The organism is Roseixanthobacter glucoisosaccharinicivorans (assembly GCF_043195095.2).
GTDB lineage: Bacteria > Pseudomonadota > Alphaproteobacteria > Rhizobiales > Xanthobacteraceae > NCEH01.
The window spans coordinates 602,550-624,894 of sequence record NZ_CM195538.1 but is presented as its reverse complement, the minus strand read 5'-3'; the positions used below and the strand labels follow the sequence as shown (position 1 = coordinate 624,894).

Annotated in this window: 20 protein-coding genes; 4 read left to right on the top strand and 16 right to left on the bottom strand. The window is 66.5% G+C overall.

What is annotated here, in order from left to right; all coding sequences use genetic code 11:
* Positions 1 to 192 precede the first annotated feature (192 nt).
* Positions 193 to 1,089, top strand: coding sequence for a transcriptional regulator GcvA (gene gcvA, locus V5F78_RS02690; protein ID WP_394066775.1), 897 nt, complete (start codon positions 193 to 195; stop codon positions 1,087 to 1,089).
* Positions 1,090 to 1,194: 105 nt separating this feature from the next.
* On the opposite strand, the gene V5F78_RS02685 is transcribed toward gcvA, so the two are convergent.
* The 8 genes from V5F78_RS02685 to V5F78_RS02650 form a co-directional block, all read right to left on the bottom strand.
* On the bottom strand, positions 1,195 to 1,926 hold the full coding sequence (locus V5F78_RS02685) for a GntR family transcriptional regulator (RefSeq protein WP_394066777.1): 732 nt from the start codon (positions 1,924 to 1,926) through the stop codon (positions 1,195 to 1,197).
* A 217-nt stretch (positions 1,927 to 2,143) separates the two neighbouring features.
* Entirely contained in the window at positions 2,144 to 3,646 is a 1,503-nt protein-coding gene (locus V5F78_RS02680; RefSeq protein ID WP_394066779.1) for an aldehyde dehydrogenase, read from the bottom strand.
* A gap of 40 nt (positions 3,647 to 3,686) precedes the next feature.
* The gene (locus tag V5F78_RS02675; RefSeq protein WP_394066780.1) at positions 3,687 to 4,601 is read right to left on the bottom strand and encodes a hydroxymethylglutaryl-CoA lyase; all 915 of its coding nucleotides are present in this window, start codon (positions 4,599 to 4,601) and stop codon (positions 3,687 to 3,689) included.
* 2 nt (positions 4,602 to 4,603) lie between these two features.
* Positions 4,604 to 5,767, bottom strand: coding sequence for an iron-containing alcohol dehydrogenase (locus V5F78_RS02670; protein ID WP_394066782.1), 1,164 nt, complete (start codon positions 5,765 to 5,767; stop codon positions 4,604 to 4,606).
* A gap of 48 nt (positions 5,768 to 5,815) precedes the next feature.
* Positions 5,816 to 7,024 carry a CaiB/BaiF CoA transferase family protein gene (locus tag V5F78_RS02665; RefSeq protein WP_394066784.1) on the bottom strand — a complete coding sequence of 403 codons (1,209 nt, stop codon included), beginning with the start codon at positions 7,022 to 7,024 and terminating at the stop codon, positions 5,816 to 5,818.
* Positions 7,024 to 7,692, bottom strand: a complete 669-nt coding sequence (locus V5F78_RS02660; protein ID WP_394066786.1) for a GntR family transcriptional regulator — start codon at positions 7,690 to 7,692, stop codon at positions 7,024 to 7,026. The genes V5F78_RS02665 and V5F78_RS02660 overlap by 1 nt, the downstream gene beginning before the upstream one ends.
* 64 nt (positions 7,693 to 7,756) lie before the next feature.
* On the bottom strand, positions 7,757 to 9,595 hold the full coding sequence (locus V5F78_RS02655; protein WP_394066902.1) for a TRAP transporter large permease: 1,839 nt from the start codon (positions 9,593 to 9,595) through the stop codon (positions 7,757 to 7,759).
* 57 nt (positions 9,596 to 9,652) lie between these two features.
* Positions 9,653 to 10,666: a TRAP transporter substrate-binding protein gene (locus tag V5F78_RS02650; protein WP_394066788.1), complete on the bottom strand. Its 1,014-nt coding sequence runs from the start codon at positions 10,664 to 10,666 to the stop codon at positions 9,653 to 9,655.
* Between the two features lie 425 nt (positions 10,667 to 11,091).
* Here V5F78_RS02650 and ilvA point away from each other — a divergent pair, with 425 nt between their 5' ends.
* Entirely contained in the window at positions 11,092 to 12,615 is a 1,524-nt protein-coding gene (gene ilvA / locus V5F78_RS02645) for a threonine ammonia-lyase, biosynthetic (RefSeq protein WP_394066790.1), read from the top strand.
* Between the two features lie 271 nt (positions 12,616 to 12,886).
* Here the strand turns inward: ilvA and V5F78_RS02640 are convergent, their stop codons facing one another.
* Positions 12,887 to 13,597: a L,D-transpeptidase gene (locus tag V5F78_RS02640; protein ID WP_394066792.1), complete on the bottom strand. Its 711-nt coding sequence runs from the start codon at positions 13,595 to 13,597 to the stop codon at positions 12,887 to 12,889.
* A 284-nt stretch (positions 13,598 to 13,881) separates the two neighbouring features.
* Positions 13,882 to 15,477 (bottom strand): gamma-glutamyltransferase family protein, encoded by a 1,596-nt coding sequence (locus V5F78_RS02635; protein ID WP_394066794.1) that lies wholly within the window; start codon positions 15,475 to 15,477, stop codon positions 13,882 to 13,884.
* Between the two features lie 217 nt (positions 15,478 to 15,694).
* Here V5F78_RS02635 and V5F78_RS02630 point away from each other — a divergent pair, with 217 nt between their 5' ends.
* Positions 15,695 to 15,928, top strand: a complete 234-nt coding sequence (locus tag V5F78_RS02630) for a hypothetical protein (RefSeq protein WP_394066795.1) — start codon at positions 15,695 to 15,697, stop codon at positions 15,926 to 15,928.
* Positions 15,929 to 16,014: 86 nt separating this feature from the next.
* On the opposite strand, the gene V5F78_RS02625 is transcribed toward V5F78_RS02630, so the two are convergent.
* Both V5F78_RS02625 and V5F78_RS02620 read right to left on the bottom strand, forming a co-directional pair.
* Positions 16,015 to 16,875, bottom strand: a complete 861-nt coding sequence (locus tag V5F78_RS02625; RefSeq protein ID WP_394066797.1) for a DUF2189 domain-containing protein — start codon at positions 16,873 to 16,875, stop codon at positions 16,015 to 16,017.
* Between the two features lie 289 nt (positions 16,876 to 17,164).
* Positions 17,165 to 17,434, bottom strand: coding sequence for a DUF2934 domain-containing protein (locus V5F78_RS02620; RefSeq protein WP_394066799.1), 270 nt, complete (start codon positions 17,432 to 17,434; stop codon positions 17,165 to 17,167).
* Between the two features lie 248 nt (positions 17,435 to 17,682).
* Between V5F78_RS02620 and V5F78_RS02615 the strand changes: the two genes are divergently transcribed.
* Entirely contained in the window at positions 17,683 to 18,189 is a 507-nt protein-coding gene (locus tag V5F78_RS02615) for a YciE/YciF ferroxidase family protein (protein ID WP_394066904.1), read from the top strand.
* 56 nt (positions 18,190 to 18,245) lie between these two features.
* On the opposite strand, the gene V5F78_RS02610 is transcribed toward V5F78_RS02615, so the two are convergent.
* The 4 genes from V5F78_RS02610 to V5F78_RS02595 form a co-directional block, all read right to left on the bottom strand.
* Positions 18,246 to 19,166 (bottom strand): alpha/beta fold hydrolase, encoded by a 921-nt coding sequence (locus V5F78_RS02610; protein WP_394066801.1) that lies wholly within the window; start codon positions 19,164 to 19,166, stop codon positions 18,246 to 18,248.
* The gene (gene leuD / locus V5F78_RS02605; protein ID WP_509276537.1) at positions 19,154 to 19,762 is read right to left on the bottom strand and encodes a 3-isopropylmalate dehydratase small subunit; all 609 of its coding nucleotides are present in this window, start codon (positions 19,760 to 19,762) and stop codon (positions 19,154 to 19,156) included. The genes V5F78_RS02610 and leuD overlap by 13 nt, the downstream gene beginning before the upstream one ends.
* The gene (leuC, locus tag V5F78_RS02600; protein WP_394066805.1) at positions 19,759 to 21,213 is read right to left on the bottom strand and encodes a 3-isopropylmalate dehydratase large subunit; all 1,455 of its coding nucleotides are present in this window, start codon (positions 21,211 to 21,213) and stop codon (positions 19,759 to 19,761) included. The genes leuD and leuC overlap by 4 nt, the downstream gene beginning before the upstream one ends.
* Before the next feature lie 304 nt (positions 21,214 to 21,517).
* Positions 21,518 to 22,294, bottom strand: a complete 777-nt coding sequence (locus V5F78_RS02595) for an SDR family oxidoreductase (protein ID WP_394066806.1) — start codon at positions 22,292 to 22,294, stop codon at positions 21,518 to 21,520.
* Positions 22,295 to 22,345: the final 51 nt, after the last annotated feature.

Genomic DNA, 22,345 nt, shown 5'->3' with positions numbered 1-22,345 from the left:
CGATCAGGGCGCGTCAGTGCGATCGGAGCGGATGGTGGCGAAGCATGTGGTCCTCCCGGCACGCCCTGCTTGAGCAGGGTCGCTGCGCGGCTTTTCGGCCTGCGCTGATCGTTAGGGAAGAACGTGCGGTCTTTGCCGGTCGCCTTCAAACGAATTATAAGGCCATATGTCTGAAAATAATTCAGGTGAAAGATGCGGAAACTGCCGGCGCTGAAGGGGGTACGCGCTTTCGAGGCGGCGGCGCGCCTGGGTTCGATCCAGCAGGCCGCCGATGAATTGCGGGTGACCCCTTCGGCGGTGAGCCACCAGATCCGTTTCCTGGAGGACGAGATCGGGGCGCGCCTGTTTCACCGCGCGCACCGCTCCGTCATTCTCACCGATGTCGGCCGCCGCTATGCCGAGGAACTCGGCCAGGCGCTCTCCCAGATCGAGGCGGCGACCCGCAATGTCGGCCGCGAGGAGCACAGCGATATCCTGTCGATCCACGTGGTTCCGAGCCTCGCCGCCCAGTGGCTGATGCCGCGGATTTCACGCTTCAGCGAAGTCAGCGCCGAGATCGACGTGCGTCTGCACGCCTCCAACAATCCCATCGACCTCGCATCCGGAACCATTGATCTCGCCATCCAGTACGGCACCGCTTTGCAGCAGAGCGGCACCGTGGTGGAGCCGTTTCCCCTCGAGACCATTGTCGCGCTGTGCTCTCCCCGCCTGCTGGAGGGCCCGCATGCGCTGCGGACGCCGGCCGACCTCAGCCACCACCCGCTGATCCACTCGGAAGTCAATCTCTTCGGCTGGCGCGAATGGCTGCGCCGCCATCCGGGGGTCGCGCTGAACCTCGATCGCGGGCCGCGCTTCGACCGCTCCTTCATGTCCATCAGCGCCGCCGTGGACGGGCGCGGCGTCTGCCTGGAGAGCCGTCTTCTGGTGGAGCGCGAACTCAAGAGTGGAAGCCTGGTCGCCCCATTCGGCTTCGAGGGGCCGCGCATGACCTGCCACTGCATGCTTTATCTGAAATCGAGGGCGAAGCTGCCGAAGATCGTCCAGTTCCGGCAATGGCTGTTCGACGCGCTCGCCGCCTCCGAAAGATAGGCGGGCATAAGGCACAGAAGAGAACGGGTGCGTCCGGGCGTGTCGCAGATCGTATGCGCTGCGATTTTCAGAAGGACACGTGCCGCGTGCCGTCCTCCTCTGCCTTCACCGTGCGTTCCGCTTGCTGGGGATCACGACTGCCCGGCGCTCCCGCATCTGTAGGACACGCAGCATGTTCTGCAGCGAGCGCTGCACATGAAAGCGCGCCGCTTCTCCGCTTCGCTCGGGGTCACGGCTGCAGATGGCTTCCACGATCTGCCGGTGCTCGCTAAACCGGTCAATCCAGTGATCCATCCAGCTCACTTCCAGCCAGATCACCAGTTGCAGCCGCTCATAGACCTGTTTCACCGCATCCAGCAGCGCCTGATTGCCGGTGGATTCGGCGATGATGACGTGGATGTGCAACCCGAGAGAGAATTCGGTCGCGATCTCTTCTTCCTTGTTCGCCACGCTTTCGAGCTTGGCGAGGCATTCGCGCAGACGGGCGAGATCCTCTTCCGAGGCCATCTCGGCGGCGACGCGGGCTGCGTGAACGTCCAAAGCCTCGCGCAGGCCAACCAGATCGCGAATGGCAGCGGAATCAAAGCTGACAACGACATAGCCGCCCTGGGTGCGCTTGGTGACGAGCTTCTCCTGCGCCAGCCGGGACAGGGCGTGGCGCAGCGGCGTCCGGCTGACGCCGAGGCGCTGGGCCATCTCGGCCTCTGCGAGCCGCTCTCCGGGGCGCAGCTCGCCCATGAGGATCATTGCCTTCAGGTCCTCGTAGGTCTGCTCGCCCAGTGTGGGCGTCGGATCGGCATCGAAAGATTCGCCGCTTTCGGTCGCGTCATCCGCCATCGTGTCGATTGTCCCTTGCCTTGTCCCAGATCGTTCACAGACTGGCGGGGCGCCAGAGTGCTCAGGGGCCCTCTCGTATCCCGTGCTGGATACAAGAAATGCGCCGGTTCTGGAAGACGGCCAAAAAATGCTTCGCTCAGCCAAGGGCGGCATGAACGCCCCTGGCTGCGCGCGCAGATGCATCGGCCGGAAGGACGACCTCAAAGCATAGCGGATCCTAAGCCTTGATCACGAAGGGATCCTGGATCTCTTCGCTCAATTCGCACCATACGCTCTTGGTCTGCAGATATTGCTGGATCGCCCCAATGCCGTTCTGGTGGCCGAGGCCGCTGTCCTTGTGACCGCCGAAGGGGGAGTTGAAGGCCATCGCGCGGTAGGTGTTGATCCAGACCGTGCCCGCCTGCAGGCGCCGCGCCATGAGGTGCGCCCGCCGCAAGTCCCGCGTCCACACGCCGGAAGCAAGTCCGAACGGGGTATCGTTCGCCGCCTGGAGCACCTCGGCTTCGTCGTCGAACGGGATGACGGCCAGCACCGGCCCGAACACTTCCTGGCGCACCAGGCAATTGGATGCATCCACATTGTGCAGGATGGTGGGCGAGAAGAAATAGCCGTCGGGAAATTCCGCCACGCTGGCGCGGGCGCCGCCGAACAGGATCTCCGCCCCGTCCGCCACCGCCTGCCGCACCATGCTCTCGTCCTTGGCGAGCTGGGTGGATGTGGCGACCGGGCCCATCTGGGTCTCGGCCTTCATCGGGTCGCCGAGCACAATGCCGCTGGCCCGTCCCACCAGCCGCTCCACGAAGCGGTCGTAGATGGGTCGCTGGATATAGGCGCGGGAACCGGCCACGCAGGTCTGTCCGGCGGCAGCGAAGATGCCCGCGAGGACCCCGGCTTCCGCCCGGTCCAGGTCGGCATCCGCGAACACGATGTTCGGGCTCTTTCCGCCCAGTTCGAGAATGGAGCTCACCAGCCGCTTGCCGGCCGCCGACGCGATGGCCCGCCCGCCGGCATCGCCGCCGGTGAAATTGATCTTGGCCACCTTCGGGTGATCCACCAGCGCTTCGCCGGTTCCCCGCAGCCCCGTGACCACATTGACGACGCCCGGCGGAATGCCGGCTTCCACCGCGAGCCGCGCCAGCTCGATCGCCGATGCCGACGTCACCTCGGACGGCTTGATCACCACGGTATTGCCCGCCGCGAGTGCGGGCGCGAGCGCCATGATGGTCAGGAAGGTGGGCGAGTTCCACGGCACGATCACCGCCACCACGCCGAGGGGCTCGCGCAGCGTGTAGTTGAAGACGCTGGTGCGATCGAGCGGGATGACCGTGCCTTCGACTTTGTCGGCGAGGCCGCCGAAATAATAGAGCCAGTCCTGCACGATCGTGGCCTGCGTGCGCATCTCGCTGTAGAGCTTGCCGTTCTGGGCCGTCTCCATGGCGGCGATGCGCTCGGCATGCTCGGCGATCCTGTCGCCCCACTTCATCAGCAGGCGCCCGCGCCGGGTGGGCGAGAGCGCACCCCACGGCCCTGAGAATGCGGCGGAGGCGGCGTTCACCGCCGCATCCACGTCGTGCGCGGAGGAATCCGCGAACGTGCCCCAGGGCTTTCCGGTGGTCGGGTTGAAGGAGACGAAGGTGCGGCCATCCGCCGACTGCGCCTCCTTGCCCGCGATGAAATTGCCGTAGGTGTTCCGCGCGTCGGGCACGAGGGGGGCGTTCATGTCTGATACTCCAGAGCAAGGGTGTTCGACGGCCGCCTGTTCAGGCGACCGCTGCGGCGCAGCCGCGTTGCGCGACGCGCCAGACCGAACTGTCGAGCGGCTGGCCCCGCCAGTCCTCCAGCATCCGGTCGGCCGTCATGAGGGCTGAGATGTCGATGCCGGTTGCGATGTCCATTTCCGAGAGCATGGAGACCACATCCTCCGTCGCCACGTTGCCGGTGGCGCCCGGCGCATAGGGACAGCCGCCGAGGCCGCCCGCAGCGGTATCAAAACGGGTGATGCCGGCCTCCAGCCCCGCCAGGATGTTGGCCAGCGCGCAGCCGCGCGTGTTGTGGAGATGAAGCTCGAAAACCACGTCGGGAAAGCGCTCGATCAATTGGCGCGAGAGGTCGTAGACCTGCAGCGGATTGGCGACGCCGATCGTGTCGCAAAGACCGATACGGTCGCACCCGCCCTCCACCAGCCGTTCGACGATGGCATGGATGCGCGCCGGGTCGACCTTGCCCTCGAACGGGCAGCCGAACACGGTGGAGAGCGAAATGCGACGGCGCAGCCCCTGCGTCGCCGCATGGGCGTGCAATTCCAGCGTTTCCACCAGCGAAGCCTCGGTGGAGCGGTTGAGATTGCGCTGGTTGTGGCCATCGGTGGCGGAGAAGACGAAGGTGACGCCGCCGACGCCTGCCTGCTGCGCGCGCTCCAGCCCGCGCCGGTTCGGCACCAACGCGAAGCTCTCAACGTTCAGATGGCGGGTCGCCGCCACCACTTCCTGGGCATCCGCCAGATTGGGAATCCAACGCGGATGAGTGAAGGAGGTGACCTCGATTTCCCGGATGCCGGAGGCCGCCAATTGCTCGATCAGCCGCACCTTTTCGGCGGTGGGCATGAAGCGGGCTTCGTTCTGCAAGCCGTCGCGCGGGCCGACTTCGGTGATCTGCACCATTGAGGGGAGCTTCATCATCATGCCTCCGGCAAGAAGGCGCGGTCGAGGATGTCCATCAGGCCCGCATAGGTGACGTCGCGCGGGTTGGGGCGGGTCTGGCGGAAATTGGTCATGCCGTCACGCGCGAGTGCGTCCATGGCGCTGCGCGGCACCTCCAGATCGTCCAGATGTACCGGAATGCCGATGTCGCGCGAGAGGCTTTCCACCGCCGCGATTGCCCGCTCCGCAGCTGCGCGCAGCGGCAGGCCTTCCACGGGTTCGCCCAATGCGATCGCGATGTCGCGATAGCGCGGCAGGGCGGCGACCAGATTCCACCGCATCACATGGGGCAGCAGCACAGCATTCGCGATGCCGTGGGCGATGTTGAACTGCCCGCCCAGCGGCATGGCGAGGCCGTGCACCATGCCGGTGGCGGCGCTGCCGAACGCGAGGCCGGCATAGAGGCTGGCGCTCAGCATGGCTTCGCGCGCCGCGATGTTCTGGCCGTAAAAGACCGCGGTGCGCAGGTTCTCGCCGATCATCCGGATCGCCTTCAGGGCGAAGTCGTCAGTCAACGGCTGGGCGAAGCGGGAGACATAGGCTTCGATGGCGTGGGTCAGCGCATCCATGCCGGTGGCGGCGGTGGTGAAGGCCGGCAGGCCGAGGGTCAATTCGGGATCCAGGATCGCGGTATCGGCCAACAGGTGCCGGCTGACGATGCCCTTCTTGGTGTGCTGCGCCTTCAGGCTGAGCACGGCAACGTTGGTCACCTCGCTGCCGGTGCCGGCGGTGGTGGGAATGAGGATCTTCGGGACGCCGGGGTTCACCACCTTGTCGATGCCGAGATAGGCTTCCACATCGCCGGGATTGTTGACCATCACGGCCGCACACTTGGCGGTGTCGAGCGCGCTGCCACCGCCGAGGCCGATGATGAGATCGCATCTGGAGGCGCGGACGCGCTCGGCACACACGATCACCGTCTCGATGCTCGGGTCCGGTTCCACGTCCGCGAACACCTCGATCTCGCGGCCCTGGAGCAGGTTCAGAACCCGTTCGGCGATGCCCGCCTTCACGAGGCCGGGGTCCGTTACAAGCATGATCTTCCGGCTGCCGAGGCGATCCACCTCGTCAGCCAATTGGTTGAGCGAACCGCACCCCTGGATCAGTCTCTGGATGGCGGTGAAGACGGCGATGTCGGACATGATGTTGTTCCGGATGACGGGTAGGAGAAGTCTTGGGCGCGGCGGGGTTCACACCACACCGTCGGCTTTGAGTTGGGCGATCGCCTCCGGGCTCAGGCCCAGGCGCTCGCGCAGGATGTCCTCGGTGTGGAAGCCGAGCGAGGGACCCGCCCAGCGCACTGCACCGGGGGTCTCCGACAGGCGCGGAGCCACCCCTTGCATGGTGAGGAGGCCATATTCCGCGCTCTCCACATCCACCACCGCACCGCGTTCGCGGAAATGCGGATCGGCCATGATGCCGGCCGCATCGTTCAGCGGACCGGACGGGACATCGTGCGTCTTGAGGATGGAGAGCAGTTCCGCGAGCGTCAGGGTGCGCGTCCAGTCGGCGACGATCTCGTCCAGCTCCTGCTGGTTTGCGCCGCGGGCGCGATGGCTGACGTAGCGGGGATCCGTGGCGAGCTGCGGCGCGCCCATGGCCTGCGTCAACCGCGCAAAGATTGCGTCCCCGTTGCCGCCGATGAGAACCCATTGGCCATCCGACGTGGGATAAAGATTGGAAGGCGCGATGCCCGGCAGCGTCGTACCCGTGCGCTGGCGCAAGGAGCCGGTGGCGCTGTATTCGGACAGGACGCTCTCCAGCACGGCGAGCACGCTGTCGGTGATGCCGACATCCACGACTTGTCCCTTGCCGCTGCGGTGGCGCGCCTCCAGCGCCGCCGTCACGCCGAGCGCAGCGAACACGCCCGCCAGAGAGTCGCCGATCGACAGCCCGGCGCGCGGGGGTGGCCGGTCGGCGAAGCCGGCGAGGATCCGCAAGCCCCCCATCGCCTCGGCGATGGCGCCGAAGCCCACGTTGCGATTGTAGGGACCGGTCTGGCCGAAGCCGGAGACCCGGGCGATGATGAGGCCGGGATTGGTTTTCTGCAGGTCGTCGGGACCCATGCCCCAGCGCTCCAGCGTGCCGGGGCGGAAATTCTCCACCAGCACATCGGCGTCCTGGATGAGCGTGCGCGCGATCTCCTGGCCGCGCGGATCGCGCAGGTCCAGCGTCACGCTGCGCTTGTTGCGGGCGATCACCGGCCACCAGAGCGACTTGCCGTCCAGCTGGGCGACGCCCCACTGGCGCATCACGTCGCCCACCTTGGGCGGCTCAATCTTCACCACGTCGGCGCCGAGATCCCCGAGCAATTGTCCGCAGAACGGTCCGGCAATGAACGAGCCCATTTCTATGACGCGGATGCCGGTCAACGCGCTCTGATTTTCGGATTGAGTCATCATATCTTCCCTACGACTGAATAGCCGCGCACGGTGTGGCCGGAACCGTCGGAAAGCCGGTTCCCCAAATTGCGTGAGCGCACGCCGGTTATGTGTTCGCCGACGGCTTCGATGGCCGCCTGGACGGCGCCGGCACGAATATGTCCGAGAATGGAGCGATGTTCGCTCCAGGAACGCTCGCGCCCGCTTTCGTCCCACACTTCCAGCCAGCGGGCGCGCGACAAGCGGACCATCAGATCCTCGACCGCACGCATATAGAAGCGGTTGCCGCTCAGGCGGGCCAGTTCAACGTGAAAGTCCGAGCCGACGCGATGCCAGTCGGAGCGATGGCTGGCCAGCGTGCAGGATGCGAGGATCTCTTCGATCAGGTCGATATCCGAACCCTGGGCGCGCAGGCAGGCCAGCTTCACCACCTCGACCTCGATCACCTGGCGGAATTCGATCGCCTGCTCCAGTTCCGCGAGCGAAATCGGCGTAACCATCCAGCCGCGTTCCTCACGGGCCACCAGTCCATCCGTTTCCAGGCGCATCAGGGCGGCGCGGATCGGAGTGCGCGAAGCATCGAAGCGGCTTTCCAGGGACCGCTCGCTGAACCTCTCCCCCGGCTCCATGCCGAGCGAGAGGATGATGTCGCGAAGCTGCTCGTAGATCAGGATCATCTGCGACATGGGACGCGCCCTTGTTCCGGTGGCCGCACCGATGCGGCCACCCTGTCCTGTGTTTCGGGAAGGCTCAGAGGAAGCCGATGGAGATCCACGGCACGGCTGCGACCACCAGCAGGCCGGTCAGGAGCGCGAGCAGATATCCGACGATGGGGCCCATCCCCTTGTCCGGGCTGACGCGGCTGATCGCGCACGCGGCGTAATAGCCGACACCGAATGGCGGGGCGAACAGGCCAACGCCCATGGCCAGGATGACCACCATGGCATAATGGACCTCGTGAATGCCCATCTGACGCGCGATCGGAAACAGCAGGGGCCCGAACAGCACGATGGCGGGAATACCTTCCAACACGCTTCCCAGCACGATGAAGGCGACGATGGACACCAGCAAGAAGCTGGTCGAGCCGCCGGGCAGGCCGGCCATGGCGGTGGCGAGCTGGTTCGAGAAGCCTGATTGAGTGAGCGCCCACGCCATGCCGGTGGCGGCGCCGATGATGAACAGGATGGCGCCGGACAGCGCCGCCGTCGCCACCAGCATCGGCATCAGCCGCCGCCACGGGAACTGGCGATAGACCAGCAAGCCCACCAGCACCGAATAGACGATGCCGATGGTGGAGACCTCGGTGGCCGTGGCGACGCCTTCCACCACCGCCGCCCGGATGAGGAACGGCAAGGCCAAGGCGGGAACCGAAACGATGAAGGCGCGGCCGATATCCTTGCCGCTGACCGCCTTGACCTTGCTCAGGTCCTCGCCGCGGTAGCGCCACCACACCACCAGGCACAAGGTGATGCCCAGCACCGCGCCGGGCAGCATGCCGCCCGTGAACAGCGCGGAAATCGAAACGCCGGTCACGGAGCCGATGGTGATGAGCACAAGGCTCGGCGGAATGGTCTCCGTCTGAGCGCCGGTGGCCGAGAGAAGCGCGACGAGATCGCCTTCCTTGGCGCCGCGGGCCTTCATCTCCGGAAACAGCACCGGGGCCACGGCGGCCATGTCGGCCGCCTTTGAGCCGGAGATGCCCGACACCAGATACATGGCGCCCACCAGCACATAGGACAGCCCGCCCTTCACGTGCCCCAGGAGGCTGGCGAGGAAGCCGACCATGGCGCGGGCCATGCCCGTCATCTCGATCAGCAGGCCGAGGAAGACGAACAGCGGCACCGACAGCAGGATGAGGTGGCTCATCCCCTCGTCCATGCGCCCCACCAGCACGATCATGGGGGTGCGGGTGGTGAGGTAGAGATAGCCGAAGGTGGCGAGGCCGAACGCGAAGGCGATGGGCACGCCGGCGAACACCAGCATGGCGACGATGCCGACGAAAAAGATGAGCAGGTTGAGATTGCCCAGGGGCCGCAGCACAGGTTCAAGGCCCATCAGGACGACGGTGATCGCCACGACCGTCGCGACCGCCGCAAGCGCGCAGCGCCAATTGGCGACGCGCGAGAATTGCAGCAGCCCGAAGATCACCATCAGCGTCATGCCGGTGGGCAGCGCCGCCGCCCGCCACGCATTAACGATCGAGAGCGCGGGCGTCTCGATGAAGGTTTCCTCATAGGCGAACTCGAAGGCCGGCCGGCACATCACGCAGAGGAAAACCATGGCCGCGGCCAGCGCGACCAGTTCGAAATAGGCCCGCGCCGAGGGTCCCAGGACGCCGACGAAGGCGGTCATGCGCATGTGCTCGCCGCGCCAGAAGGCGACGACGGCGCCCAGCATGGCAAGCCAGAGGAACAGGATGGACGCCAGTTCGTCCGACCAAACCAGAGGCTGGTGCAGCACGTAGCGCGAGACCACACCGGCGAACAGAATGGCCACTTCGGCGACGACCAGCAGGGCGACCGCCACTTCCACTATCCCCCGCAGGCCACGCTCGGCGCGAGCCACCGCCGACATGTCGGCGGCGCTCATCTCGGGGATGGCGGCGGTATCGAGATTGACCGTAGACATGGCGATCCCCTCCCCGCGTCAGAGAGGACCGACGACGTCTTGCAGCTTGTTCCAGGCTTCGTCGCCGAACTTGCCGCGCCAGTCCGTGTAGAAGCTGGTCTTGCGCAAGGCGTCCCGGAATGCGGTGCGATCCACGTCCACGAACTGGAGCCCCTTGCCCTGCAGGTCCGTGCGCAGGGAATCGCTGAGACGCACCACGTCGGCGCGCTGCTCGACGGCGGACTTGTTCAGCTCGGCCATGACGATGTCGCGCAGATCGGCCGGCAGGCCCTGGAAGGCGCGGCGGCTGCCGAGGATCCAGAAGCCGTCCCACACGTGGTCGGTCATGGAAACGCTGGTCTGCACCTCATAGAGCTTGGTGGTGTAGATGAGCGGGAGGGCGTTCTCCTGCCCTTCGACCACGCGGGTCTGCAGCGCCGAATAGACTTCGTTGAAGTTGATCGGAGATGGGCTCGCGCCCAATGCCTGGAACAGAGAAGTCAGCATCGGCGCCACCGGCACCCGGATCTTAAAGCCCTGGAGATCGGCAGGCCCGACGATCTTGCGCCCCGAGGACGTTATCTGACGAAAACCGTTGTTCCAGATCTTGTCGGCGACCACCAACCCCGACTTCGTGATCTGCGCGCGCACCAGATCGCCGAAGGCACCGTCCATGGCCTTCCAGACGTGGTCATAGTCGGGAAAGGCGAACCCGGTGTTCAGCATCCCGCTCAACGGCACCAGCGTCGCCACGATCGACGAAGAGATGTTCAGCAGATCGACGCCGCCGCTGCGCACCTGGGAGATCAGGTCGGTGTCGGAGCCGAGTTGGTTTGAGGGGAACAGGCTGATGTCGACGCGCCCTCCGGTGGCTTCGCGGATGCGCTTGATGGCTTCCGCCGCGCGCACGTTCACCGGATGCGTCGGATCCTGCCCGGTGGCGAACTTCCAGGTGAACTCGGCCGCCTCGCCGCGCCTGCCAATGATGGAAACCAGGGGAATAGCTGCCGCCGCGGCCAGAAGAGAACGCCGGGAAATATTTAACGTATTCATGCTGAGAGGCCTCCCTATATTATATACATCCTCGTTCGCCGCGATCACGACGCGAGATGTTGTTATTTAACGCGAATTTTTTCTACGGTTTCTATGCCGATACCATTATTTATCAGGATGCAGATGAGTATCCCATTTGGGATCCCATTGTCAAATGCAGAGCTTCGGCCCACCTAAATCCGGAGGCGATCAGGAGATGTGAGGCATTTTATATAGATAACATAAGCAGTTATCTGAGATTGGGTGATGGCGGGCCGCGATCAGGCGCCGCTCGGTGCGCGCACTGGTGGGCCTGCCGTGTGGCCTCTCCCGCAGCCATCACGTGCCCCGCTGACGAGGAGCCAAGCTGGTCAAGATCGTCGGCAGTCCTTATAAGCCCCGCGCGTGTGGCGCACGCTGTGCTGCCTGCGAGGGAGCCGTCCGCAGTGTCGATGAATGATTACGTCCAGCGTATCCTATCCGCCCGTGTCTACGACGTCGCCATAGAGAGCCCGCTCGATCTGATGCCTCGCCTCTCCGAGCGGCTGGGCGCGCAGGTGCATCTTAAGCGTGAGGATCTGCAACCGGTCTTCTCGTTCAAATTGCGCGGCGCCTACAACAAGCTCGTGCGATTGCCGCGCGCGGTGCTGGACCGGGGCGTGATCTGCGCATCGGCCGGCAATCATGCGCAGGGCGTCGCGCTGGCGGCGAAAAAGCTCGGCGTGGATGCGATCATCGTGATGCCGCGCACGACGCCGAGCATCAAGATCGAAGCGGTGAAGCGGCTTGGCGGCACCGTCGTGCTGCACGGGGACGCATTCGACGAGGCGCAGCTCAAGGCCAAGGAAATCCAGGCCGAGCGGGATCTGACTTTCATCCATCCCTTCGACGACCCCGACGTGATCGCCGGCCAGGGCACCTTGGGCATGGAGATCCTGCGCCAGCACCCCGATCCCATCGAGGCGATCTTCGTGCCGATCGGCGGCGGTGGGCTGGCCGCGGGCGTTGCGGCCTTCGTGAAGTTCCTGAGCCCGTCCACCAAGGTCATCGGCGTCGAGCCGACCGACGCCGCCAGCATGAGCGCGGCACTCGCCGCCGGTGAACTGGTCATGCTCGACCAAGTGGGGCTGTTTGCCGATGGCGTCGCGGTCCGCCAGGTCGGCCGGGAGACGTTCCGCCTGTGCCGGGAATTCCTCGACGAGGTGGTCACCGCCGACACCGACGCCATCTGCGCCGCCATCAAGGACATATTCGACGATACCCGGATGATCGCGGAGCCCTCGGGCGCGCTGAGCCTCGCGGGCCTGAAGGCCTACGTGGAGCGCGGCGGGGCGCGCACCGGCAGCCTGATCGCCATCAACAGCGGCGCCAATCTCAATTTCGACCGCCTGCGCACCATCGCCGAGCGGGCGGAAGTGGGAGAGCACCGGGAAGCTTTGCTGGCCGTCACCATACCCGAGAAGCCCGGCAGCTACCGCCAGTTCATCCGCACCCTCGGCACGCGCTCCATCACCGAGTTCAATTATCGCTTCGCCGGCCCGGATGCACCGGCGAGGATCTTCGTCGGCATCGGGCTGGCGAACGGCGAGAAGGAGAAGCAGGAGGTCATCGCGCTTCTGCGCGCGGCCGGCTACGAGGTGATGGACCTCAGCGACAACGAGATGGCCAAGGTCCATGTCCGCTACATGGTGGGCGGCCGCGTGCCGGGGCTGGGCAACGAGGTCATCTATCGCTTCGAATTCCCCGAGCGGCCCGGCGCGCTGTCCCGCTTCCTGGAAAGCCTCGCGCCGGAATGGAACATCTCGCTGTTCCATTATCGCAATCACGGCGCCGACCACGGCCGCGTGCTCGCGGGAATCCAGGTGGAGCCGGCTTCGCTGCCGCGCTTCACCCAATGGCTGGACAGCCTCGGCTATCCCTATTGGGACGAGACCCCCAATCCCGCCTACCGCCAGTTCCTCGCCGGGTAGCTCGGTTTCGCGCGAAACCGTTTATGTCGGCAGGGCCCCAGGCCGACCGACATTCAGCGGCGTGATGTCTCGTAGAGGCGCCTGACGGCAGTTGCGTGATGGTCTTTCAACGACCGGGTGTCATGGCCGGGCCTGTCCCGGCCGTCCACGCCGAGCCGCCCGCGCGATCCTTGAAAATCTGGTGCCGGCGGTGCCGCGTGGATGCACGGGACGGGCCCGTGCATGACGGCGGCCTGTTGCAACGGCGTCAAACCATGAAGGTCGATCGGCCCTAGGCCGGCAGCACGACCACCTTGGTCTTGACCGGCGTGCGGTCGTACAGGTCGATCATGTCCTGGCTGAGCAGGCCGACGCAGCCGCTGGTGACACCCGACCCAATGGATTCCGGATCGCTGGACGCATAGATCGTGTACAGCGTGTAGACGCCGTTCTGGTACAGATGGAGCGTGCGGGCGCCGAGCGGATTATCGAGGCCGCCCGGCATGCCGTTGGCCCATTTGGCCGCTTCCGGCTGGCGCTTGATCATCTCCTTCGGCGGCGTCCAGGTCGCCCATTCGCTCTTGCGCCCGACATAGGCATCGCCGCTCCACAGGAACCCGGCGCGGCCCACATTGGCGCCATAGCGGGTGGCCTTCCCGTCGTCCTCCACGCGATACACGTAGTAATTGCTGGGATCGACGACGATCGTGCCGACCGCTTCCTTGGTCTCGTAAGGAATGGTCTTGCGGAAATACTTCGGATTGACCTTGCTGACATCGACTGCCGGAATCGGAAATTTCTCATTGGGCAGCGGCCCGTAGACCTTCTGCGCCTCGGCCATGCTCATGTAGTCGGTGGTCGAGCAACCGGCCAGTGCCAGCGCGCCGAGGCTGACGGCTGAGCCGGCGAGAAACGAACGGCGGGTCAGAAGCCCCGCTCCGCGCCCGAGCGCAGCGCGCGCGTTCCCCGTGCCGGCATCGGCGTTCCGAGCGTCCATCATCATCCTGAAACTTCCCGTGTCCTGCTGCCCGGTGAGATGATACCCCATCTTACACCCGCCGGGCGTCTTCCGGGCAGACATTGCCGCCACTCGGCCCGGCTGGCAAGCTCGGCTTTTGGTGCGAAATAAGCGCAGATCCCACGGGGACTTATGCGGACGCCCGTTCATTCGCCCCCGACCGACGGCGCAAATCCGCGCTCCATCTCGCGCTGAAGGCGTGGCCGCTGGGGTTGCCCGCGATCCGGCGCGCCCTCCCGGCGTCCGGATCGAGATAGCCCCCCGGCGGCTCAGAGGCCCGCCGCGCCGCCGTCCGCGCGCGGGTCGTGGGCGCCTTCCAGATGCCCGCGCGGATGGAGGATCACCGCCCCGGCATGGCCCATGGTGTCGCTATAGGCTTCCGGCAGCACCTCCAGCACATGGCCGGCCCGCTCCAGCTCGCGCACCAGATCGGGATCAAAGCGCGATTCCAGCCGCAGGCTGGTGTTGACCGAGCCCCAGGTGCGCCCCAGCAGCCAGCGCGGCGCGGCGATCGCATCGCCCAGCGCTTCGCCGAACAGCACGTGGCGGGTGAACACCGCCGCCTGGGTCTGCGGCTGGCCCTCTCCGCCCATGGTGCCATAGGCCATGATGCGCCCGTCGCGCAGCACCGCGAGCGCGGGATTGAGCGTGTGGAACGGCCGACGCCCCGGCTGCAGCGGGTTCACCGCCTTGGGGTTCAGCGAGAAGCTGGCGCCGCGATTCTGCATCAGCACCCCGGTCGCCGGCAGTACGCAGCCGGAGCCGAACTCGAAGAAGATCGACTGGATATAGGAGACCACAAGGCCCGAACTGTCCGCCGCGCCGAGCCAGATGGTATCGCCGGGCTGCGCCGGCTGCGGCCAGGGCAAGGCGCGGTGCATGTCGATCTTCGCCGCGTCCGCATCAAGCGCGGCAGGCGAAAGCAGGGCAGCGAGATCGTGCTTGAGATGGTCGAAGTCGCACACCACCTTGTCGCGCACCAGGAACGCCCGCTTGGTGGCCTCCACCAGGCCATGCACATGGGCAAAGCCCTCGCCCCGCGTCACGCCGAGCCGCTCGAACAGGCCGAGAATGAGCAGTGAGGCGAGCCCCTGGGTGGGCGGCGGCGCATTGTAGAGCGTGCCGCAGGCGAGTTGCAGGGACAGGGGCGCGCGCAGGATCGCGCGATAGGCGGCAAGGTCCGCCCGTGTCACCGGCGCGCCGATGCGCTCCAGGTCGGAGGCGATCTCGCGGCCCACGTCGCCCCGGTAGAAATCGTCCAGCCCGGCGCGCGCCAGATGCTCCAGCGTATCGCCGAGCGTGCGCTGGGCGAGCACCTGCCCCAGTTCCGGCACCTTGCCGCCGGGCATGAAGGTTTCGGCAAAGCCGGGGGAGGCGTCCATCTCCCCCTTCTTCTCGGCGGTCAGGCGCACTTGCGAGGCCGTCACCGGCACGCCGTTGCGGGCATGCAGGATCGCCGGCTCCAGCAGGCGGGCGAGGCTGAGCTTGCCGCCGAAGCTGCGCGCCGCCTCCAGCGCCAGCTCCCAGCCGCCGACCGCCCCCGGCACGGTGAGGGCGGACAAAGGCCCACGCTGGGGAATCGCCTCGCACTCCCGCTCGCGGTAGAAAGCCTGCGTCGCCTTCGCCCCCGCGAAGCCGCACGCCTCGATATAGCGCACGCGGCCGGAGGGTTCGCGGATCAGCCAGAAGCCGTCGCCGCCGAGGTGATTCATATGGGGATAGACCACGGCGATGGCGGCGGCGGTGGCGATCGCCGCCTCGATGGCGTTTCCCCCTTCCCGCAGGATCTCGCGGCCGGCTTCCACCGCCAAAGCGTGCGGGGCGGCCACCATACCGCAGCCGGCATGCGTGCTCTCGTGGATCATTTCATCCTCCAGCCGGCGGGTCCTGCGGGCGCCGGTGCCGGCGCCGTGACGTCGTCGGCGTTGCGTCTTGCGGCTGCGGGCAATAAAGCATGGGGGGACGGAGGCAACCGACATTTTCGCGCGGCCCCGGCGCTTCGCTGGAAGCGGCCGGGCAGCGCGCGGCGGAGGCCTCACTGAAAATCAGCCCGCGCGCCGGCGCGGATGGCAGGAGACGAGGATGCAACAGCAGGTAAAGGGCCGGCACATGCTGACGGTCGCGAGCGCGACTTTGTTCGTAGCGTGCCAGACGGTGGCCACGGCGATCGCCGCCGGCTGGGCACTCGGCGGCCTCTTCAACCTCGGCAATATCGGCGAATATGTGCTGATGGCCCTGTTCACCGTTCCCGCGCTTTATCTCACGCTGATCTATGCGCGCAAGGCCGCCCAAGCCGAGGCCGTCGCGCCCTATTGAGCCCAAGCGGCGTCCGCGCCCGCGCTGCGGGGACGCCGGTAAGATTGCGGGTCAGAATCCTCTGCCCCCTCAGCATCCTCAGCCGCTCAGCGGATCGCCTTGCGATAGAGGTGCCAGGTGGCGTGGCCGAGCACCGGCATCACCACGATCAGCCCGATCAGGCCCGGCAAGGCGCCGAGCAGCAGCAAGCCGGCGACGATCAGGCCCCAGGCGAGCATCGGCAAGGGATTGAGCAGCACCACGTCCACCGAGGCGCGGACCGCCGTTCCCATCGACACCCGCCGGTCGATCAGCAGCGGGAACGACACCACGGAGATGGTGAGCACCACGGCCGCGAACATCGCGCCCACCGATACGCCGAAGATGATCAGCGCCCAGCCCGCCGGGGTGGTGAAGACGGTATCGACAAAATCCGCGAGGGAGGCCGGCATCTGCGGCCCGAGGGTCGCGGCATAGATCGCCATGGCGGCCACCAGCCACAGGCCGAAGATGAGCGTGAGCAGCAGGCCGAGTTCCAGCATCGGGGCGAGTGAGGGCGAGGCGAACACCTTGAATCCGTCGCTCCAGGACAGCGGCAGCCCCTGTTCGCGCCGCCGGCTCATCTCATAGAGACCGGCCGCCGCGAACGGGCCGATGAGGGCGAAGCCCGACACCAGCGGAAACAGCAGCGGCCACATGCCGTAGCCGAGCGCGATCCGCGCCAGCACAAGGCCGGCGAGCGGATAGATCAGGCACAGGAAGACGATATCGCTGCGGCAGGCGCCGAAATCACTGATGCCGCGCCGCAGGACCTCGCGCAGATCGCCAAAGGTGACGCGCCGGGCGCGCGGCAAGGGCGCGGCGACCGCCTCGCGCGGCGGCACGAACGCCGCCCCTGCCGCCCGCGCGGCATTGAACGTCAGCCGCACTTGGTCGGCACTCCACTCAACTGGATTGCGGATCGTCATGGCGCTTCCTCCCGAGGATCTGTCGGGACGTCCCGGAGCGGGGGAAAGCGCAAGCCGCGCAAGGCCACGATCACGCCGCGACACCCGTTTTGCCACGAGTGTACGCGCCCTGCGACATCTTGTCAGCACCGGCTTGCCGAATGGGAAGCCCGATTGGGGGCAGCATCGCCAGGCGGGGCGAGGACCCGTGCGCCGAGTGGCCCGGCGAAGATCCGCTCCCGCCACCGGAATGAGCGGACCACCTTTGTAAAAACGGGCCGCGCCAGGGCCGGCCCGCTCGATCGCGTGTTTACCGCCGCGGACGCACCTTGCGCGGCGCTTCCATTTCCCCTTGGTCCGTGAGGGTGGGAAAATCGCCCTGATTGTCGAGGGCGACGGTGGAATCCTCGGCCGGCGGCGCGCCGTCGCCCACCGGCTTGGTGGTGGAGAGATAATTTTCCTGCTGCGCCACCAATTCGCGCGCCATGTCCCAATGCGCGTCGCTGCGCCCTTCGGGCTGTCCTTCGTCAAGCCAGATCTGATAGGCCTTCTGACGAATCTTTTCCTGTTCTTCGTCCATACGCGTAACCTCCTGCGGGTTCGGCATCAGAACTTGCGGCCAGCCGGCCAAGTTCCCGCATAAAGGCACAGGTCAAGAACAAGTGTGCGTGTAATATTTACTGCCAAGCCTTAAGTTGAAATCGCGTGAATTGCTTGGTTTCAGCTTGTAAAAATTATCGAAATTCGGAACCACCCGTGCAGCGCGGGGTTGTGGGGGCAGCGGACGCATGCGCGCCCGGCTCAATTCCCACCAGCGAGGACCGCACCATGGGCTTCTTTTCCAAGGACATTCAGACCTTCGACGATCTGTTCGTGCACACCCTGCGCGACATTTATTATGCCGAGAAGCGCATCCTGAAAGCGCTGCCGGACATGATCGACAAGGCCAGCGATCCGCAGCTGAAGGCCACCTTCCAGGCCCATCTCAAGGAGACCGAGGGCCATGTGAAACGCGTGGAGGAGGTGTTCTCCATGCACGGCGCCGAGGCGAAGACCGTCACCTGCCCGGCGATCGACGGCATCCTCAAGGAAGCCGATGAAATCGCGAGCGAAGTCGCAGACGCCGAAGTGCTCGACGCCGCGCTCGCCGCCGCCGCCCAGGCGGTGGAGCATTACGAGATGACCCGCTACGGCACGCTCATCGCCTGGGCCAAGCGCCTCGGCCGCGCGGATTGCGCGAGCGTGCTCCAGCGCAATCTCGACGAGGAAAAGGCGGCCGACAAGAAGCTGACCTCGATCGCCGAATCCAAGCTCAACATTCGCGCGGCGGAATAAGCCGCGCCGCGTGCCGGCGGCCCGTCCGCCGGCACGCCACCGCGATAGGCCCCCGATCAGCCGAGAAAAGCCAGCACCTCGTCGAGCGTCTCGCGCGGGCATTCCTCCTGGGGCGTGTGCCCGCAGGGCATCGCGCAGCCGCGCACGTCGTCCGCCTTCTCGCGCCAGGTTTCCAGCACATCATAGAGCGCACCCACGGTGCCGAGGCCGCCCCACAAAGCGAGCAGCGGGACTTTGATGCGTTCGTCCGCGTCCGCAGCATCGTGGTCGAGGTCGATGGTGGCGGCGGCGCGATAATCCTCGCAGATGGCGTGGATGGTCGCCGGCGTGTAGCAGCGCAGATATTCGGCGAAAGCCGCCGGCTCCGTGGCGCCGGAAATCTTGATCTGCCCGGAAATATGCTCGTTCAAGAAGTATTCGCGGTCATTCCCGATCATGCGTTCCGGCAAGGGAAAGCGCTGGATCAGGAAGAACCACCAGAAATAGCGTGTGGCAAACGCCTTGTCGGTGCGCGCATACATGGTGGCGGTGGGGGCGATGTCGAACAGGGCGAGGCGCTCGACCGCGTCGGGAAAATCCAGCGCCATGCGGTGCGCCACCCGCGCGCCCCGGTCGTGCGCCACCACTGCGAAGCGCTCGAAGCCGAAATGGCGCATCAGCGCGATCTGGTCCTTCGCCATCTCGCGCTTGGAATAGGCCTGGTGGTTTTCCCCGCCCGCGGGCTTGGAACTGTCGCCATAGCCGCGCAAATCGGCGGCAATCACGGTGTGGGTACGCGCCAGCTCCGGCGCGATCTTGCGCCAGGTGACATGGGTCTGGGGATGGCCGTGGAGCAGCAACAGCGGCGGCCCGTCTCCCGCCTTCGCGGCGCGCAGGGTAATGCCGCCGCCCACATCCACGTCCAGCAGCTCGAACCCCGCCATGAGCGGCGCCGGGCCGAGGGAGACGATGTCGGCGGTCTCGCTCACGCCAGCCATGGGTTGTCCTTGAGATAGGCGCTTTCGAACGCCGCGATGTCGGCGCGCGCCTGCAAGGTGGTGCCGATGGCGTCCAGGCCGAACACGAGCGCCTCCTTGCGCGTCGCCTCGATCTCGAAGCGCAGCGAAAGCCCGCTGGCAGAAATAATCTGGTTCGGCAGGTCGATGGCAATGCGGCAAGTGTCGGGGTCGCCCGCACCCGCCAAAAGCGCGGCCACGTCGTCCGCCGGCAGGGTGATGGCGAGCAGGCCGTTGCGTGCGCAATTGTCGAAGAAGATGCCGGCGAACGAGGTGCCGATCAGCGCGCGGATGCCGTTCTGCGAGAGCCCCCACACCGCATGCTCGCGGCTCGATCCGCAGCCGAAATTCTCGCCCACCACCAGGAACGCCGCCGCCCGCCAGGGATCGCGATTGAGCACGAAATCCGCGCGCGGCGCGCCGTCGGGCCCATAGCGCAAGGCGGCGAAGGTGCCCTCCTTCAGGCCGGAGCGGTCGACACCCTTGAGGAATTGCTTGGGCATGATGACGTCGGTATCGACATTGGCCGCCGGCAGCGGCGCGGCGATGCCTTCGATCACGGTGAAGGGCTGCATCATTCGGCTCCCAGATAGGGGCGCGGATCGGCGATATGCCCCGCAAGCGCCGCCGCCGCGACCATGGCGGGGCTCATGAGATGGGTGCGCCCGCCGGCGCCCTGGCGCCCCTCGAAATTGCGGTTGGTGCTGGAGGCGCAGCGTTCCCCCGCGCCCAGCACGTCGTCGTTCATGGCGAGGCACATGGAACAGCCGGACTGGCGCCATTCGAAGCCCGCATCGGCGAACACGCGATCGAGCCCCTCGTCCTCCGCCTGCCGCTTCACCGCGCTCGATCCCGGCACCACCATGGCCCGCACGCCGGGCGCGACCGTGCGGCCGCGCACCACGGACGCCGCGTCGCGCAGATCCTCGATGCGGGCATTGGTGCAGGAGCCGATGAAGGCGCGCTGGATGGCGATCTCCGCCAGCGCCGTGCCGGGGGTAAGGCCCATATAGGCCAGCGCCCGTTCCATGTCGCGCCGCCGATCGGGATCGGCCTCCAGGGCCGGGTCGGGCACCTGCCCGCCGACGGGCGCGGCCTGGTCCGGGCTGGTGCCCCAGGTCACCATGGGGGCGATGGCGCCGGCATCTATGCACACTTCGCGGTCGAATACCGCGTCGGCATCGCTCGCCAGTTCCCGCCAGCGGGACACGGCCATGTCCCACAGCTCACCCTTGGGCGCGCGCGGGCGGTCCTTGAGATAGGCGAAGACGGTCTCGTCCGGCGCGATCAGGGCGCCGCGCGCGCCGCATTCCACCGCCATGTTGCAGAGGGTCATGCGGCCTTCCATGCTGAGCGCGGAAATGGCGTCGCCGGCAAATTCCACCGCCGAGCCCGTCGCCCCCGACGCACCGATGTCGCGGATCAGCGCCATCACGATGTCCTTTGCCCGCACGCCCGGCCCGAGGCGGCCGGACACCGTCACGCGCAGGGATTTCAGGCGTTGGTACACCAAGGTCTGGGTGGCGAGATAATGCTCGATGTCGGACGTGCCGATGCCGAAGCCGAGCGTGCCGAACGCGCCGTAAGTGGTGGTGTGGCTGTCACCGGCGGCGATCACCAGGCCCGGCAGCACGAGGCCGATCTCGGGCATCACCACATGCTCGATCCCCTGCTGGGGATGCAGCACGTCGAACAATTCGATGCCGAAGTCCCGGCAGTTCTCCGCGAAATAGACCGCCTGGCGCTGGGCCTCGTCATCCGGCATCCGCGCGGTGCGGGCACTGGCGGTGGAATTCACATGGTCCACCGTGCCGAGCGCCGCCTTGGGGCGCCATAGCGGGCGGCCCGCCTCCCGCAGGCCGGTGAAGGCCTGGGGGCTGGTGTATTCGTTGAGCACCGTGCGGTCGATATAGAGCAGCACCTGCCGCCCGTCCGCATCGAGGCGGCGGACGGTGTGGGAATCCACCAGCTTGTCATAGAGGGTTCTGGCCAAGGTGCGCTCTCGCTCTCCTGCGTCGGCGGCGATCATGCATCCGATCGCCGCCCGGCGGTGATGCAAACTGCGCATGAATGCGTGCGTCGAGCGGCATGCACGGCGGGGGCTAGGCCAATCGACAGTCGGCGGCGTGGCGGATCGTCGAGGCGACGGACGGCAGGTGCGCACGATTGCTTTTCTTTGACAGGATGTCATGGCCGGGCTCGCCCCGACCACCCACGCCGGGCCGCCCGCACGGACCTTGAAAAGCCGGTACCGGCGGTGCCGCGTGGATGCACGGGACAAGCCCGCGCATGACGATGCTCCTGCAATGGCGTCAAAGCTATGAGGATCTATCCTACACCAGCATCTGCATGTCGCCGTCGATCGCGATCGCCTGGCCGGAGATGGTGGCGCCGAGCGGAGAGGCGAGGAACACCGCCATGTTGGCGAGATGCTGCGGCGGGATCAGGCATTTCAGCGAGGTGGCGGAAAGCGCCATGGCCTGCACCTCGGCCATGGAGAGGTTGCGCTCGCGCGCCTTGTTCTCGAACACCGAGCGGATGCGCGGGCCATCCACCGAGCCGGGCAAAATGGCGTTGGCGCGGATGCCGAACTCGCCCAGTTCCATGGACAGCGACTTGATGAAGCCGATCACCCCCCATTTTGCCGCCGCATAGGGCGAGCGCAGCGGAAAGCCGAACCGGCCCGCGGCCGATGACAGGCCGATGATGGAGGGGTTTTGGCTCGCCTTCAGCGCCGGCACGGCGAGGCGCGTCACGTTGAAATGGCCGGTGATGTCCACCGCCAGCGTCCGGTCCCAGTCGGCGGGGTCGATCTGGTCCACGCGGCCCGTGGGCCCGGCGATGCCGGCATTGTTGACGAGCACGTCGAGCCCGCCGAGGCGCGCCAGGGCGCCGTCCATGAACACCTGCACGCCGGCGCGGTCGGAAACGTCGCAATAGCTGCCGGTCAGGTCGGGATCGCTCTGCGGGAGAGCGGCGAGCGCGGCCTCGTCCACGTCGCACACTTCCACCCGCGCGCCCTCGCGGGCGAAGGCGCGGGCGATCTCCAGGCCGATGCCTCCGGCCCCGGCCGTCACGATGGTGCGCAGGCCGGCAATTCCCATGTCCATGGCGTCTCTCCCTCGGCGTTTCGCCGTTCTTGATTGGGTCCGCGCGGCGCC

Excerpts from the sequence above, each read along its gene's own strand:
- gcvA (WP_394066775.1), top strand. The coding sequence starts at position 193 with ATGCGGAAACTGCCGGCGCTGAAGGGGGTACGCGCTTTCGAGGCGGCG.
- V5F78_RS02685 (WP_394066777.1), bottom strand. The coding sequence starts at position 1,926 with ATGGCGGATGACGCGACCGAAAGCGGCGAATCTTTCGATGCCGATCCG.
- V5F78_RS02680 (WP_394066779.1), bottom strand. The coding sequence starts at position 3,646 with ATGAACGCCCCCCTCGTGCCCGACGCGCGGAACACCTACGGCAATTTC.
- V5F78_RS02675 (WP_394066780.1), bottom strand. The coding sequence starts at position 4,601 with ATGAAGCTCCCCTCAATGGTGCAGATCACCGAAGTCGGCCCGCGCGAC.
- V5F78_RS02670 (WP_394066782.1), bottom strand. The coding sequence starts at position 5,767 with ATGTCCGACATCGCCGTCTTCACCGCCATCCAGAGACTGATCCAGGGG.
- V5F78_RS02665 (WP_394066784.1), bottom strand. The coding sequence starts at position 7,024 with ATGACTCAATCCGAAAATCAGAGCGCGTTGACCGGCATCCGCGTCATA.
- V5F78_RS02660 (WP_394066786.1), bottom strand. The coding sequence starts at position 7,692 with ATGTCGCAGATGATCCTGATCTACGAGCAGCTTCGCGACATCATCCTC.
- V5F78_RS02655 (WP_394066902.1), bottom strand. The coding sequence starts at position 9,595 with ATGAGCGCCGCCGACATGTCGGCGGTGGCTCGCGCCGAGCGTGGCCTG.
- V5F78_RS02650 (WP_394066788.1), bottom strand. The coding sequence starts at position 10,666 with ATGAATACGTTAAATATTTCCCGGCGTTCTCTTCTGGCCGCGGCGGCA.
- V5F78_RS02640 (WP_394066792.1), bottom strand. The coding sequence starts at position 13,597 with ATGATGATGGACGCTCGGAACGCCGATGCCGGCACGGGGAACGCGCGC.
- V5F78_RS02635 (WP_394066794.1), bottom strand. The coding sequence starts at position 15,477 with ATGATCCACGAGAGCACGCATGCCGGCTGCGGTATGGTGGCCGCCCCG.
- V5F78_RS02630 (WP_394066795.1), top strand. The coding sequence starts at position 15,695 with ATGCAACAGCAGGTAAAGGGCCGGCACATGCTGACGGTCGCGAGCGCG.
- V5F78_RS02625 (WP_394066797.1), bottom strand. The coding sequence starts at position 16,875 with ATGACGATCCGCAATCCAGTTGAGTGGAGTGCCGACCAAGTGCGGCTG.
- V5F78_RS02620 (WP_394066799.1), bottom strand. The coding sequence starts at position 17,434 with ATGGACGAAGAACAGGAAAAGATTCGTCAGAAGGCCTATCAGATCTGG.
- V5F78_RS02615 (WP_394066904.1), top strand. The coding sequence starts at position 17,683 with ATGGGCTTCTTTTCCAAGGACATTCAGACCTTCGACGATCTGTTCGTG.
- V5F78_RS02610 (WP_394066801.1), bottom strand. The coding sequence starts at position 19,166 with ATGGCTGGCGTGAGCGAGACCGCCGACATCGTCTCCCTCGGCCCGGCG.
- leuD (WP_509276537.1), bottom strand. The coding sequence starts at position 19,762 with ATGATGCAGCCCTTCACCGTGATCGAAGGCATCGCCGCGCCGCTGCCG.
- leuC (WP_394066805.1), bottom strand. The coding sequence starts at position 21,213 with ATGATCGCCGCCGACGCAGGAGAGCGAGAGCGCACCTTGGCCAGAACC.
- V5F78_RS02595 (WP_394066806.1), bottom strand. The coding sequence starts at position 22,294 with ATGGACATGGGAATTGCCGGCCTGCGCACCATCGTGACGGCCGGGGCC.